Origin of the sequence: Flagellimonas amoyensis (genome assembly GCF_003058265.1) — a bacterium.
GTDB lineage: Bacteria > Bacteroidota > Bacteroidia > Flavobacteriales > Flavobacteriaceae > Flagellimonas > Flagellimonas amoyensis.
Window position 1 is genome coordinate 41,991 of the sequence record NZ_QBUK01000010.1, and the last position, 15,789, is coordinate 57,779.

Here is a 15,789-nt window from a genome sequence, read left to right on the forward strand (position 1 = left end):
GGTCTGTTTGGGTTATAATTGTTATTGTCGATATAATGTAAAGTGACCCACAAATTCCCGATTATCCTGTTCACCTTTTAGACGAACGATATACCAGTAATCACCTGTTGGCAATGGTTTACCATCATAGTCTCCATCCCAACCTTGCGTGTTTCGGGTCATCTCTTCCACTACCCTACCATAACGATCATAAATTTTAATTAGTACGTCAGGGAACCCTTGAATGTTGTCAGGAATCCAGTTATCATTCATACCGTCGCCATCTGGGGTAAAGAAGTTGGGGAACTCAATGTCCATAAACTCCATATAGATTTCCGCAGTGGCCTCACAACCGTTCTGATCGATCACAGTTACGGTATACGTACCTGTTCTGTTGATATAGATGGTATTTTCGGTTCCATTGTTGATATCGTTGAAATAGAACGTATATTCCTCAACACCCCCTTCGGCTATCGCTGTGATCTGGTTGATGGTATTGTTCTCCAAAACCAGGGTGAGCGGTTCGTAGCCTTCGATAGTGAAATCATAGGTGGTCATACATCCATTCGCATGTGCAATGGTGACATAATGGTCGCCGGGCAACATGTTGGTAAAGTCAGCTGACAGTTGCATATCTGCGGGGTCCGTGGAATCCAAGGCATACATGACATCTGCAGAAACGGATGGATCCTCGAACACAATCTCCAAGAAATTATTAGGGATGTTGCCCACACACTCATACATCGGAGTCACCGTGGCCGCTAGGTTCATACCGGGCTCTATTTCCACGATCACATATGTATCACAACCTTGGGCATCCCTGATAAATACCGCATGGGTTCCGGCCGTTAAGTCTTGGAACAAGAAACGATCTTGTACAAAATCTGCATCGGCATTGGAGTTCAAGGCCGTTTCATAAGGGGCAACACCCCCTGAAACCTGAAGCTCGAAGGAACCATCGGCACTATTATAGCACACTTCGTGCATGATGTTGATGGCTTCTGCCTGAATGGGTTCGGGCTGCCCTATTTCAAATTGGAACGTGATGAAACATCCATTTACATCTTGGGCAATGACATCATAAATACCCGGGGCCAGATCGGTAAAGGTATTTTCGGTATCAAACTGGTTCAAGTTGGGTGAAATCGCATACAGGATTTCGCCAGTACCTCCAGAAACTTCCACGGTGATGGTACCATCTTCCATGCCCGAACAGGTCACATCGGTAGATTCTTCACGATCTACCTGCAACGGAGCGGGATCAACAATAGTGGTCACCGGTGATACCTCAACGCAATCTTCACTGGTCACCCTTACATAGTAATTTCCAGCAGCAAGTCCACTGAAGGTCCCGTTTGGCTGTGGTCCACCGACCAAATTGGACAATGCGGCATCGCTGAACAGTTCGTAACTGTAATTGCCCAGACCGCCCATGGCTCGTGCAACTATGGTGGCCGATGCTTCGCCCATACAGTTGATCATGGCCGCGGAATCATCAATGGTCAATGTAAGTTCTGGAACTGGATCTATGCTCACTTGGTTGGAAATAAGGGCCTCACAACCATTGGCATCAATGACATAGTACTGATATACGCCAACCCCAACAGGGAACGTATGGGTGTCCCCTCCATCCATATCGAAGAAAGTGATACCGTCCTCGCTGTATTTGTAAGGGGCAGTACCTCCAAATGCGGTCAATAGAATTTCTGCATCATCCATACAGGTCATTCCACTTACTTGCACCAAGGAAGCCATAACCTCTGTTGGTTCGTTGATGGTCACCCTTGGGGTTTCCACACCACAGTTCCATCCATCGGTGACGGTGATGCTGTAGGTTCCAGCGCCCAATCCGTTGAACGTATTGCTTCCCTGTTCACCAGAAGTGAATACAATGCTGGCACCAGGAGTGTCATCTTCGTAGATGTTCAATTGATACTGGTACACACCTTCACCACCGGAAACAGAGGATACCCAAACAGAACCGCTGTTGTCCCCGTAGCACATTAGGTCTATCGGAGCGACATCAATGGTAGCTGTTATTGGGTCTGGTTCCATCAGTGTCAATGAATTGTCCACAATCTCACAACCTTGGCTATCGATGATCCTTACTTCGTATGCACCTGCAGATAGGCCTGTGAAGACATAGCTATGTACATCGTTCATGGTGTAGGTTTGGGTTGTGGCATTGTTTGTCAAAATAATGTCATAAGGGGCATAGCCACCTGTTGGTGCAATGAGGATCTCTCCTTGGTCATTGGTACAGGTAACGCTGGCCACTTGTTGGGGAACAACCTCCAACTCTGCGCTCGGCGACATAATGGTGATGGTGTTGGAGTCTTCAACACACTCAGGGTAACCTGTTTCGGTGACACGCACAAAGTAGTTTCCTCCAACGAGGTCTACATGTGTTATGGACAATGGTCCACCAGCAGTGTTGCCACTTCCTGTTGTAATTGAAGTACCATCGGTCCTGAACACTTCATAATCGTAAGCACCATTGTAGCCTGTAACCGTGATTTCCAAGGTGCCGGCATCGTCAAAACAGACAGCTGGTGATGTGGCCACGGCCACGACATCAATGGTATCGTATGGTGCGATGACATAAGGAGCGGTATCCACATAACAACCTGTCGCATCGTCCGTGATCCTGAAGGTATAGGTTCCAGGATGGGTCAATAGGAAGCTTGCCGTGGTATTGCTCAAGATGGTAGGAGCCGATCCATACGGATTTCCTACGGGCAGCAATGTAAACGTATAGGTATTGGTTGGATCGCCATTATCTGCAACGGTCAACAACACTTCTTCTTCAGTGACACAACTGATGGCCGTGGTTTGGGAAACACTGGCCGTAAAGGTGTTGATGGGTTGTATCACAATGCTGTCAGCATATTCACAACCATTGGCATCCCTTACCGTATAGTTGATGGTCTGAACGGTACCGTTGTCCTCAACATCATAGGTGGCGATCGAGGAGAAACCATTGCCATCAAAACTATAGAAATAAGGTGCAGTACCACCGGTGGCCGTAACGGTTATGGTGGTCTCATCCACATTGTTGGCAGTACAGACAAAATCAGGAGCTGATGCAGAGGCCGTCAACACGGCAGGCTCTGTAACGGTTTCTGGTTTGGTGATCTCACAACCTCTATCAGAGACTACGCGTACTTCATATTGCCCTGCAGGCAGGTTTTCGAAAAGCGGATGGTCCTGAAGCGGTCTGCTTGGAGCACCGAACAAACCGATCAATTCATATCGATAGATTGGATTCACGTCGGTTGCAGGGTCAATGACAGCCGAAATACTTCCATCACTTCCTCCAAAACAGCTCACATGTTGAATGGTCGCATCCAACAAGATGGGATCCACAGGCGCATCCAACGCTTGGGTAACCGTGTAGGTACATGGGGTCGTAGTGGCCAAATCGGTGATTACGAACACATATTGCCCAGCCTCGGTCAGGTTGGTGAAAATACCATCGTTATTGGTCACCACGGTTCCCGAAATAGGGAAGGTAACACTGTATTCCAAATTGGCGGAACCCCCCGTAACGGTTACGGTGATATGTCCTCCCGGGTCGGGGGAACAATCGATGGGTTTCACTACAGTCGCAGTGGCACTCATGGCCGGGTTCAACACCACAGGCCCGACAGTGGCATCGCATCCCCACTGATCTAGGATTTCTACCTCGTAAGAACCGGCACCCAGATTGGAGAAAATGGTGCTCGTTTGTGGCGAACCTACATTGACCCCGTTTCTGACCAATTGATACATATAGTTGCTTCCTTGACCACCGGATACAGGATCGGTCGCAGGAATGCCCACCACTTCAATTTCGCCTTGAAGGTCGGTACAGTTCTCATTGTTGACCTGTAAAGCAGCCTGGATGGGCAGCGGATCGGCCAAGACCACATCGGGCAATTGCAAAGCACAACCGTATTGGTCAATGACCCAGACTTCATAGGTGCCAGCCACCAAGTTTTCAAACTTTCGGGTGGATACATAACTGGCTATACTGTTGGGTGCTGGGTTTGGTGTAGTGCTCACATAGTAAGCATATCCGCCCCATCCACCTTGTACATTAAAGATTTCGATGACGCCATCGTTTCCGGGATCACAGGTAATATCGGTTTCCAAAACATTGGCAGAAATGGCCGCCGAGGGCCCTGCAATGGTGAAGGTCTCCACATTGGTACATCCAGGGAAGGCATCTTGGGAAATTTCCACCAAGTAGCTTCCAGCTAGCAGGGCGATAGGAGCCGTAGGTCCGGTAGTTGCTGAGGTACCATTGGTCACGAAGCTATCATCTGCCGTGTTCACCGGTGTTCCGTTTGTATTGTAAATGGTCCAGTTGAACCCTCCAGCGTAGGTAGCATCCAAGAGTTCAAAGGTGACTTCTCCGCTTGCGGTTCCATAGCAGACCACATTGCTCACCACATCCACATCAATAGTGAAGGTGTTTGGGTCGGTGATCGTTTCGGATGTTGATACGGTACAACCCGTATCGATATGGCGTACCAAGAAATTGTGGGTACCGGCATCCAGACCGCCAAATACATTGGAGGATTGCCAAGAGGCACCATTGTCGATACTGTATTCAAAACGGGACGGATCCCCGGCCGTTGAGGTAACGGTAATGGTGATTTCGCCATCCATTCCTGGAGTACAGCTCAATGGGTTGGTGATCGCAGCCACAGCATCTGTGATCTCATCAAATGGAGCGACTATGACATCCATAAATCCTGAACAACTATTTTCGTCATAGACATACACCCGTATGTCCTTACCGTTCGTATCGGTTTCTATATAGACATTGTTCGGACCATTTTGTAGGACAGTGCCGCCTATATTGTCACGGAACTCATAACGTACATAGTTTCCACTACCACCGGTAATGAAACCGGTGTCCACGGTAACGGTGGCACTGTTCATATTGTTTCCGGCCACACAGGCAAAATCCAATACATTAACAACGGGAACTACGATAGCATCTGGCTCAGTGATGATTTGCGTTTCGATGTGGGTACAACCGTTTGCGGCAGTAACCTCTATGGTGTAGGTAATTCCTGCAGCAGAACCTTCAAGACCTGTAAAGTTCGCCGTGGTGTTCGTACTTGATGTAGGCAAAATGGGCAAACTCGCAGAACCACCGGAAGCGGCAATGATCTCAAAGGAATAAGGGCCTATGCCATTGTCCACCGCACTCACGGAAATGGTTCCATCATCGGCACCATTACAGGTAACATCCGTAACCGTTGATGTAAATGAGGGCTGAGGTGCATCCGGAACATCCACTGTAATTGTTTTGAAGCAATTTGGAGTGGTTGTGCCGATATCATAAACCATCACTACATAGCTACCAGCGGCCCCGGCCCCGGCCCATGTGAATTTATTGGATGCATCGAGCACCAAAGCGGTTCTTGTTTCGTCGTATGGGTCTGGACCATCGATTTCGTATTCGTAGTTTCCAGAGCCTGAAAGCACTTCGATTTCAAATTCTCCGTAAGCCGCAGTACCAGGTTCACAATCCAGGGCAACTGTTTGGATCACATTGAATTCGAGCGGAGGATAAATAGCAAAGGTTTCAGTGTCGATACAGCCATTCAAATCCCTTACGGACACGGTCTGGCCCGTTCCGGAACTAAGACCGGAAATGGTGTGTTGATTGCTTCCATTGAACGTAAAGTTCTGATATGCAGACCCATTCAAACTTATTTGGAATGGGGACATGGCCACAAAGGGGTTCTCCAATGTAATCAATACTTGGAACTGGCCTTCCTCGACACATTCATCAATTATGATTGCTGAAATTTCTGGGCTTGGGTCTAGAAGGACGGTTACAGGATCACTTTGTATACAATTGTTGGCATCTTTTACATAAACAATGTAATCTCCTGCCTCAACATTTGCAATTGTACTACTTGTCCAACCAGCAGATGCTGCTGTTGGCACTATACCTGAAGAGGCCAATATATATTGGAACTCATAGGGAGCCATTCCAAATTGAGCATTTGCTGTGATCACTCCGGCATTTGGATTACAATTGTCGTTGGTTGGTGAATCCGCCGTTACTTCAAGTAAGTCTGGAGATTGTTCTATTACAAAGAAATCAGAGGCCGAGACACATCCTGCATTTGGTCCATCCGCTTCTTCGTAAAGAATATAATATTCACCAGGACTCAATCCAGCGGCTGTATCGGTTTCAGGGCCACCGACTACACCTGAAATTGTACCTGTGATTCCTGTAGCTATATTTGTTGTGGCATAGAAAATTTCATAGTTCACATTACTTCCACCATATCCTGATACTGTAAAGACGACACTACCATCGGCAGATCCCGTACAGGTGATATCGGTAACAACATCAATTGTGGAGCCCAAAGTGGAAGATGTGGATACGGGAACAGTGGCCTCCTGTAGATACTCACATTCTGTATCATCATCATAAACGATAAACGTATAGGTAACCCCCGGCGTCAGACCAGTGAACAAATGAGAGTTATCTGGGGCAGGGGATACATCCTCAGGAAACCATGCGGGGTCTGATGCATTAAATGGTGGAGCGGGGTATATGGCAAAATAAAAAGTTCCTGTTCCCAGTGTTCCATTTAGTGCATCGGCCTCAACCAACATTTCACCACTACCAGGAGTACAACCGGCGGCTCCTTGTACAGTTATCAACACATCGGGCCCTGTTGTTATGGTTACCGTTGAGATATTCTGACAACCATTGGAATCGGTAACTACAAGAGTATAATCACCAAAATCCAACCCGGTAAATGTATGGTCATTGGTGCCTGTAGAAGTATCATAGGCCAAGCTTACGTTATAATCATTGTTGAATACCTCGTAGATATAAGTCGGTGTTCCTCCAGAAGCATCAACTGTAATAGTTCCTAGCTCTGTACCACTTGCTGCACAAGTTAGATTTGTATGTGTTGAGTTTGGAACTATCGCTGTAGGTTCAGAAATCACTACAGGGAATGGATCGGATTCACATCCCTTGCTATCGGTAACGGTCACCTCATACGAACCGGCAGGAAGTCCTGTGGTCTGTGAACCATAATCGGTAGCGGTAATGGTTTCAAAAACGTTGATGGTATAGGGAGGAACGCCCACAGAGGTGTCGATCACGACATCCAAAGCTCCGGTAATTTCTCCAAAACAAAGAATATCTGTCGGTGTAACACTGGTGATGACCGGAAGCGTAGCAGGCGTCACGATGATGGCGTTTGTCGTGGCTGTACACGCCGTTGGGGTTGTGGTATCCGTTACCCGGAACATATAGGTTCCATCGGTATCGGTGTTGAACACATTTCCGGTAAATCCAGTGGAGTTGTAAGTGGCTCCACCATCATTGGACCATTCATAGGTATAGGTTCCGGAACCTCCAGAGGCATTTATGGTAATTTCAGCATCATCCAAACAGGTCAAATCACTATTTAGGAAAGCAGATGCGGTCAAAGCAGGGTTTATGGTAACGGTTTCCACCACACCTGTACAACCATACCCGTCCCTCACATTGATGGTATAGCTTCCTGCGGCCAGGTTGCCAAAAGTATATGTTGTTGCATTTGTTGGCGTAGGGGTCATCCATGCGCCACCGTTCAGGCTGAACTGGTAGTTGCCGTTGCCATCGGTCACGTTCACGATGATGCTTCCATCGTTGTTGCCGGTATAACATGCTGTGGGAATCGTTTCAAAGTCAATATCGGCAGGAGGGGCTATGGTCAAGGTCGTTGTAACATCCTCACAAAGATTGATGTCCCTCACCCTTACGACATAGTCGCCGGCAGGAAGTCCAGAGAACACACCGGAAGATTGATAAGCAATGATCTCCACGCCTCCAGTGTCCTCCAATCGGTATTGATAGGCAGGGGTTCCACCGGTTGCGGTTGCGGTTATGACACCGCCACCGTTGCTACAGGTCAATTCTGTGGTCACTGATGCAGTAACATCGACAGCATTGGGCTGAGTCAATGTTTGGTTCAAGGTAACGGAACAAGCAGGATCTCGCAGATCAACCAAGACAATTTCATAATTACCCGCGGTAAGTCCTGAAATGGTAATTGGGCTGGTGGTTTGGGGTCCAGACACGGTCCCGCCGTTCACTTGATAGGTAAATCCAGTTCCCGGATCAAAGTTTTCAACTTCAAAAGTGATGGAACCATCTGCGGAACCAAAACAACTGATATCGGTGTGTGCGGTGATGACAGCATCGAAGACATGTCCTGGCTCAATGTTCACTGTGGTTTGAACGGTACAATCACTTCCATAGTTGACCTCAATGGTATGAAGACCAGGGGCAACGTCCGTAAACAGGTTGCCGGACTGCGGGGTTGACCCATCCAATGAATAGGTGTATCCCGGGTCGTTGGGCAGTACGGTAAGATCGGCCGTTCCATCACAATTGTAAACGAAAGAAGTTGATAATGTGGGCTCTACGGGAAGCGGGGGGATGATGACATTCGGCAAGGTGATGAAACAATCGATTTGATTGGCATCACGTACACGAATGCTATAGGTACCATCCATCAGGTCGGTGAAAACAGCTCCTCCTGTTGTTGATGGGGTCCAAGCCCCACCATTGATGCTGTATTGGTAATTTCCTGAACCACCGGAAGTTGAGGTAATACTTCCCACTGTGATTTCTCCCAGTTGGTTACAGGTATAATCTTGTGTAATGGCCGCCTCGGCAATGATTTCGTCGGGCTGGGCAATGGTAACCTGTGATGATACGACACAGTTGTTGGCATCCCTGATACTGATGTCATAGGTGCCGGCCGGTAGGTTCACAAAAGTGTTCAAAGGCTGATAGGTTGCCCCATTGTTTATGCTATAGACATAAGGCGCCTCGCCTCCCGTGGCCGTCAAAGAGATGCTTCCATCTGAACCGCCAAAACACGTTACGTCGGTGACATTGGGTGTAATGGTCAATGCGGGGTCTTGTACAATAGTGATCTCGTAAACGGCCTCACAAAATCCGGATGCGCCTCCATTGTCCCTTACATAGACGTCATAATTGCCCGCACCGGTAACGGTAACAGGGTTGGTGGTGGAGAAATCACCAGCTCCGGGAGTCACTCCATCAGCAACAACAGCATAGACATAGTTGCCGTCCCCACCAGCTGCAGAGATGGTAATGTCCGTGTCTGTGGCACAAGCGGTAATGTTGGGGGCAGAGGCCACCACACTGAGTTCTGGGTCAATGGTAATGGAAGCGGAATCTGTACAGTCGTTGCCATCCCTAACATTGATGGTATGGGAACCAGGTCCTAGACCAGTGAACACATTGCCAGACACAAAGGGACCTCCGTTCAGGCTGTATTCGTAATTTCCATCTCCGCCAGCAATCACATTGGCGGTCAGGGTCAATCCTGTGGCATCGTCATAACAGCTATCGTTGGGAACGATTTCCAATTCTGGGGCAATGGCCTCGATCAACGTGAAGCTGCCCGTGAACTCGCATCCATTGGCATCGGTCACGGTATAGTCGTAGTCTCCCGCAATATCCAAGTTGGGGAACAGGCCGTTGTTCTGTGCCGCAGGAAGAACATATCCCACTGGTCCAGCAGTAATTTCATAGGTATAGCTTCCCCATCCGCCCGAAGCCGTAATGCTCACCGAACCATCGGCGAGGCAGGTTGGTTGGGTCACTGTAGCGGGAGCTGTAATGGCAGAAGGTGGTGCCGCAATGGTAACAGAGGCCGTGTCGGTACAGTTGGTAAGGTTGTCGGTCACCGTAATGGTATATGTTCCCTCGGCCAAACCAGTGAATGGAATGGTTCCATTGGTCTGTGCCGTTCCGGAGAACGTATCAGGTCCTGTTACGGTATAGTTGTAATCGGTGTTGAAATTGCTTACGAGGTATCTGATCTCACCATCTTCTTCACCAATACAAGTAATGTTTTGGATGAGTTGTCCGCTCACTGAAATTTCAGAAACAGGGGCAATGGTATAGGTTTCCTCATAGACGCACCCCGTACTGTCCGTTACGCGGAACAAATAGGTGTCCGGGGCCAAACCTGTAAAGGTGGCATTGTTTCCGTTGTTCACCACGCTTCCTGCAGGGGCAATGATCTCATACACATAGTTTGGAGTTCCGCCCGTAACGCTCAACGTGACATCCGAAGTAAAAGATGGACAATTGGGGTCTGTGGACGTAAAGTCGATGTCCGTTGGGGGATCTAGCGGCGCTATGGTCACAGGATCCGTAACAAAGGTACATCCGTTGTCATCCCTTATGGTCACGGTGTAGGTTCCATCGGTCAGGTTGGAAAAGATTTCCTCGCCCAAGGTGGCACTGTCCGGAACAAAGGTCACTCCATCAATACTGTATTGATAGGGAGCGGTTCCTCCCTGAACATTGAATGCTCTAACAGCACCAAGTTGCAAACAGGTGTAGGGTTGGTACAGCTCAACTTCTGCGGAAAGGGCATTGGCCGGAGCCGAAATGGCCTGATATTCAAAATAGTCGCAGGACGCACTTCCTTTACGTTGGTTGATGACAATGACATAATCACCATTGGTCAGTCCAGGAAAGTTGCCTGAAGTGTTGGTGGCCAGTGCATCGGCAAGATTGTATTCCTCTTCATCAAAACCAGTGGCATCGAACAGGTAAAAAGTCAATTGATACCCATTGCTGTTGACCAAGTTAAAGGAAATGGAACCAGAGGATTCCCCGTTACAAAGTACATCAATCACTGTGGTCGGGTCAAAATCGGCCGCAGGCCTGAATTCGATGGTCACGGTGTTGGATATATCGAAACAGTTGTTCCTGTCCACCACCACAAAGGTGTAATCCCCGGGATCGTAGATGTCAAAGATTTGACTGGTCTGGAATTCGGATGGAGGGATATCGGTCACGGATGGATAGGATATCACTGTGTTTCCATCTTCATCCACATAGGACCAGATGGCATACAAATGCGGTGTTTTTCCGCCAGTGGAGGACATGAGAATATTTCCTTCTCTACAGGTAATGTGCTGGGATACCCGTGCCTCCAAATCCAGATCGGATTGATCATAAATGGTGACCTGCTCTGTGTAAACGCAACCATCATCCGTTGAAACGGCTACGTCGTACACTCCGGCAGCTAGGTTTTCAAAGGTATAGTTGTTGTCCGAAGATGGACCAAAATCGTCCACTTCAACACCTCCTCGAGAGATGCTGTAATAGTACTGTGGCTCTACATTGAGAATGGAGATGGCAATTTCGCCCAATCCATTACAATCTGTGTCCTCTGTGGTGACCTCCACTTGAAAGTCCCTTTCCAAGATCCCGATATTGTCCAAAACAAAGACACAACCATCGGTAACACCCTGCTGTCTCATTTCCACCCTGTAGGCACCGTTGTTGGCGATGTCAAAACTTGGGCTCGGGCCATAGGGTACCAATACGGTACCTGTGGATTGATCTACCAACTGGTACTCATAGTTCAAAGGCATATTGGTCACCGTAATGTTTCCTTCGGTGTCGCAAATGATATCCCTGGAAGTGTATTGTGGGTTGAGCGGGTTTTTGTAGATATTGAAATAGAACCTGCTGAAACAACCGTTTTGGTAATTGATGACCAATCGGTACTGTCCGGCATTGGAGGCCAGGAAGTCGTTCCCGGTATCCACGTTGTTCCAGGTACAGGTGGCATTTGTGTTGGCGCAACCATCAATTGCGGCACCACAGCTGGTTTCGTCCAATTGTTCCCAAACAATGCTCTGTGCATCGGGAATGTTCACTTGGATAAGTTCGGTGTCATTGAGCCCACAAAGGAAGATTTCAGGCAGCTCGCTACCATCATTGGGACAGATAAGGATGTCCCCGTTAATGGAATTTGACGTATCGTTGATCAATGCGGTAATAGGGTTGCTCTGGGTAGCCCCAAAGAGTTCCACTACGATGGTCTCCTCGAAATCCTTGCAGGGGTCGGCGACCTGTTTGTCAACAATATAGGTGCCCACTTCGGTCACCAACATGGTGCTCGGGTCGTTGTCCGAATCAGCATCGGTGATCACCAAATCTACACCCACATCTATTTGACCGTTACCGTTTACATCACGGTACCAGATATAATTGTCAAAATTGTCCCCGGCATCCAACAATACATTATCGCCACACAGTTGAACGGTTCGGCTAAAGTTACACGCACTGAGGTCGTCCAAAAGAAAGTTCGTGGCACCGGGCGATCCAAAGCCGCAACCATCAAAGTCATATACACTGGGGTCGTCCGTAATCGGTGCTGTGTTGATGGCTCCCCTATAGGTGGAATAGGCCAAGTTTTGGATGATGTCCGTACAGGCATCGATAAAATCAAAACAGTTTTCCGCTACCCGGACCCGCATGCGGATCACAGCCAAGGGATCTCCTTCTTCAACAAGATTGTTGGGAATGCTAAAAATCACCGTCCTTGTGGCAGGATCAAAAGTATAGGTGGCACCAGCAGGCATTACAATACTGCTTTCATCCAAGGTCACATTGATGGGGAGCACATCCCGAATGGTATAGTTTATGGCATCGTCATTGCCCACATTTTCAAAGGAGAGGACATAATCCAGATATTGTCCAAGATGAACGCCTTGCCCGGTAATGTCGTTTCCTGCTATGTCCTCTACCGTTTTGGCGAGGTTGATCTTTGGTTCAATGATCTCCACATCCATCGAGGTGAAGAAAATGTCGTATTTGTCTTGGGTAGATGAGGCCCTCAAAGTGGCACCGGTCTCCCCATTGGGGATAACGGTTTGGTTGGGGTTGGGTATGGTAAAGAGATCTACGTCCCATCCCAAAGTGTTGATACTGTTTGGATTACGGGCAGTTATAATGTTGCCCTCAATGGTGATGTTACTGTTGAAGAAGTTGTTGACCGGATTTGCTGTATTGGATAGGGACGTAAATGTACCATTGCTGTTGGCCCTTATGGCCAAGCGGTCTCCCTCGATCCTGTTGTCCCCTTCCAAGGTGGCCACTCCCAATTTGGCCCTTACAGGAAAAGGAGCGGGCAAAGTGGTAAAGCCACTGACAGGAATGTCAACGGTCTCCCCGGATTTGATACCGGCATACCCATCAAAAGTGGTGATGAATTTACCCGGAAGAGTTGGGTTTTCATAGACCACGATAAGCGTCCAACCCCCAGAAATACCACCGGTTATGGAGCTTCCTGAGCTGGCCCTTACATTCGCCACAAAATATTCCCCATCTGGATTGGGCAAAGCGGAGACGATATTGGTAACATCCTTATAGCACGCATAAGGGCTATAGTTTCCAAAATCCGAATCGTTATATCCATCGAACAAGATTTCATCGGCCGTCAAGTCCTGATAAGACCCACCGGGCACCCTAAATTTTACTTGGTTGAAATCGCTACGATTGGTCTCTCTGTAGACCGCAGACCAATACAGACCGGCATAGCGGATCCTGGAACAATTTGGATCGGGCACGGATAGCGTAGCACTACTTGAGCTAAAGGTGGATGCATCCCCATCAATATCAATATATTGCATGTTGAGGTCATCGTTATAGGACGAATTTGAGCCAGTGGAGTTGTATGGGTCTTCTGGATCTCTGTTGTTTGAGTCTCTGTTGACGATGTTGTTCGCGATAAAGGTGAGATCACCCTTCAACCTGTTTTCATATCGGACATCAAAGTCATTTTTAACCTGAGAGACACCGGAAAATGAGCATAGCAAGACACAGGTGACAAAGCACCATTTGAGTAGAAGTTTTACCATATGTTTGGTCTATACGGTTCGGTTAGGTTTAATTCTCAAGATCCACATCTTATCATCATACGAGGCGTTCAGCTTTGTATAATAAGAAGTAAGTGCATTGCCCCAGGTCTCGTGCTTTTTAAGGTACACGTATCTCAACTTGTCATTTGGGTTGATGAAATAACTGGCATTCAGCCCCTTGGCGTTCAGTTCTTTTACAAATTGCGTTGCGCTTGATGAACTTTCAAAGACATTGGCAATGATGTAAAAGCCCGAAGGGAGTCCGTCTATGGCGTCTGAACTGTATGAAATCCCAGAAGCTCCTTTGGACCCTTTGTTGGCCAAGTTTTTGTGTAGTACGCTGTTTCCATACTTGGAATTTTGTCCATTTTCTACGGCAGTATAGCCGCCGATGGTGGAATCTCCACCGTTGACATTCATGATCCAGGCATCGCCACTATAGGCTCCGTCCATTTTGTTACGATAGGCAGCAAGTGCGTCGTTCTTGTTCTCAAAATCGCCTATATAGACATAGTTGAGCCCATTCTTTGGGTTTTCAAAATAGTTGGCCTCAATGCCCTGGGCACGCAGTTCTTCAATGAATGCACTGACATTTTCAGAATCCCTGAACACATTGGCAATCAGGTAGTGGCCGCTTTGTACATTGGGGACACTGTGCGATTTGAAACGTGCCTTGTTGCCATTTCCGGCTACGGACCTATTGATATTATCCCGTTTTACCGGCGAATTTGCCACCACATCAGATTGTGGGTCGGCTTGCTTGTCGTTCAAACGGATGACCTTTTTGGCTGCCGTTGTATTGGTCAGGCCATGGTTGGAAAGGGGCTGTGCCTTTCTGGACACGATATCAGCGCTGTCCACATTGTTGAAATACAGCTGCTTGGCCTTTTCCTCAAGAGCCGGGTTTTGGCCATTGGTCTCCCGTTTTACCATTTTCATCACCGTCTCGAACCTTCTTTCCAGATCTTGTCTTCTATTGGTTTCGATGGAGTCTTGTCGCATCAACAGCTCATCAAGAATGGCATCGTTTTCTGCCAGTTTTTCCTTGAGCTGGGCAATTTCAAAATCCTTTTCGGTAAGGTTCAGGCTATCCTGTGGCACATTCTCGTTTTCCACAAGGGATTCGTTCTCTTTTTCCAACATGACACGGTCTTCGGTAAGGTTGGGAGTGAAGGAATAGGCCAAGGAAATCTCGTGGGTGACCCCAAAATTTTCAAATTCGTTGGAAAGTCCCTTTTCAACGGTATATCCGAGCGAAATGTTTTTGGTCAGGTTGAAACCAAGTCCTGCGGATGCTCCATAGAAGTCGTCATAACCCGCTTGTAACCAACCCAATTTCGGCAAATCGAGAATCAGGTTTCCTCCCAGCGTGAGATTGTTTTCTCCCACTTTTCGTACTCTGGCCAAGGGCATTAAACGTGCGCTTTCCATGATACCCCTACCGTTTTCAAACGGATGGGTATATTGTAGGTGTCCAGAATATGTTTTTTCGTTGAATTCAGTGACAGATTCACTGGTTTTCAGGTTATAATCGAACAGGTTTTCTGCAAAACCACCAATATCAAACCGACCAACTGAAAAGTTGAAACCGGGTTGAAAACTTACCAAAGAGCTACTTTCCAAGGTGTTCAAGAAAGGGTCATCCTCTATGGAGTTTGCCCTATCCTGGTTGAAGGCACTTTGATAGTAGCTTATGTTCGCCCCAAAGGTAAAGGAGGTCTTTAGTCCCAAACGTATGCCATAAGCGTAGTTGGCATGTACACCAAAGTTGTTGAAAAGCCCTTCACGGTTGGTGAACAGGCTCAGACCCACACCACTTCTATCGCTAACCCTACCACTATAGCTCAAGAAATAGACTTGATTGTTGTCATCAAAAGATACCGATTGGTTTCTGTGAAACAAATTGATATAGGACTTGTCTTCACGAACCGTCGAGAATGTTGGGTTTATCAAGAACCTGTTGAATTTCAACAAGTTCTGGGAAGGGACATTGTAGGGTACATAATAGTCCTCCTCCTGTCCGTGCATTCCGGAAAAGACAAGTAGCAAGATTGATGTAAGTAGTAGTAGAGGTTTTTTGGTGTGCATTTC

General features: G+C 47.6%; 2 protein-coding genes. Both read right to left on the bottom strand.

Annotated elements, in window-relative coordinates; translation table 11 throughout:
• Positions 1–21: 21 nt before the first annotated feature.
• On the bottom strand, positions 22–13,698 hold the full coding sequence (locus DB398_RS14175; protein ID WP_108425108.1) for a T9SS type B sorting domain-containing protein: 13,677 nt from the start codon (positions 13,696–13,698) through the stop codon (positions 22–24).
• A gap of 9 nt (positions 13,699–13,707) precedes the next feature.
• Positions 13,708–15,786 carry a PorP/SprF family type IX secretion system membrane protein gene (locus DB398_RS14180; protein WP_108425109.1) on the bottom strand — a complete coding sequence of 693 codons (2,079 nt, stop codon included), beginning with the start codon at positions 15,784–15,786 and terminating at the stop codon, positions 13,708–13,710.
• Between the last annotated feature and the right edge of the window lie 3 nt (positions 15,787–15,789).

Excerpts from the sequence above, each read along its gene's own strand:
- DB398_RS14175 (WP_108425108.1), bottom strand. The coding sequence starts at position 13,698 with ATGGTAAAACTTCTACTCAAATGGTGCTTTGTCACCTGTGTCTTGCTA.
- DB398_RS14180 (WP_108425109.1), bottom strand. The coding sequence starts at position 15,786 with ATGCACACCAAAAAACCTCTACTACTACTTACATCAATCTTGCTACTT.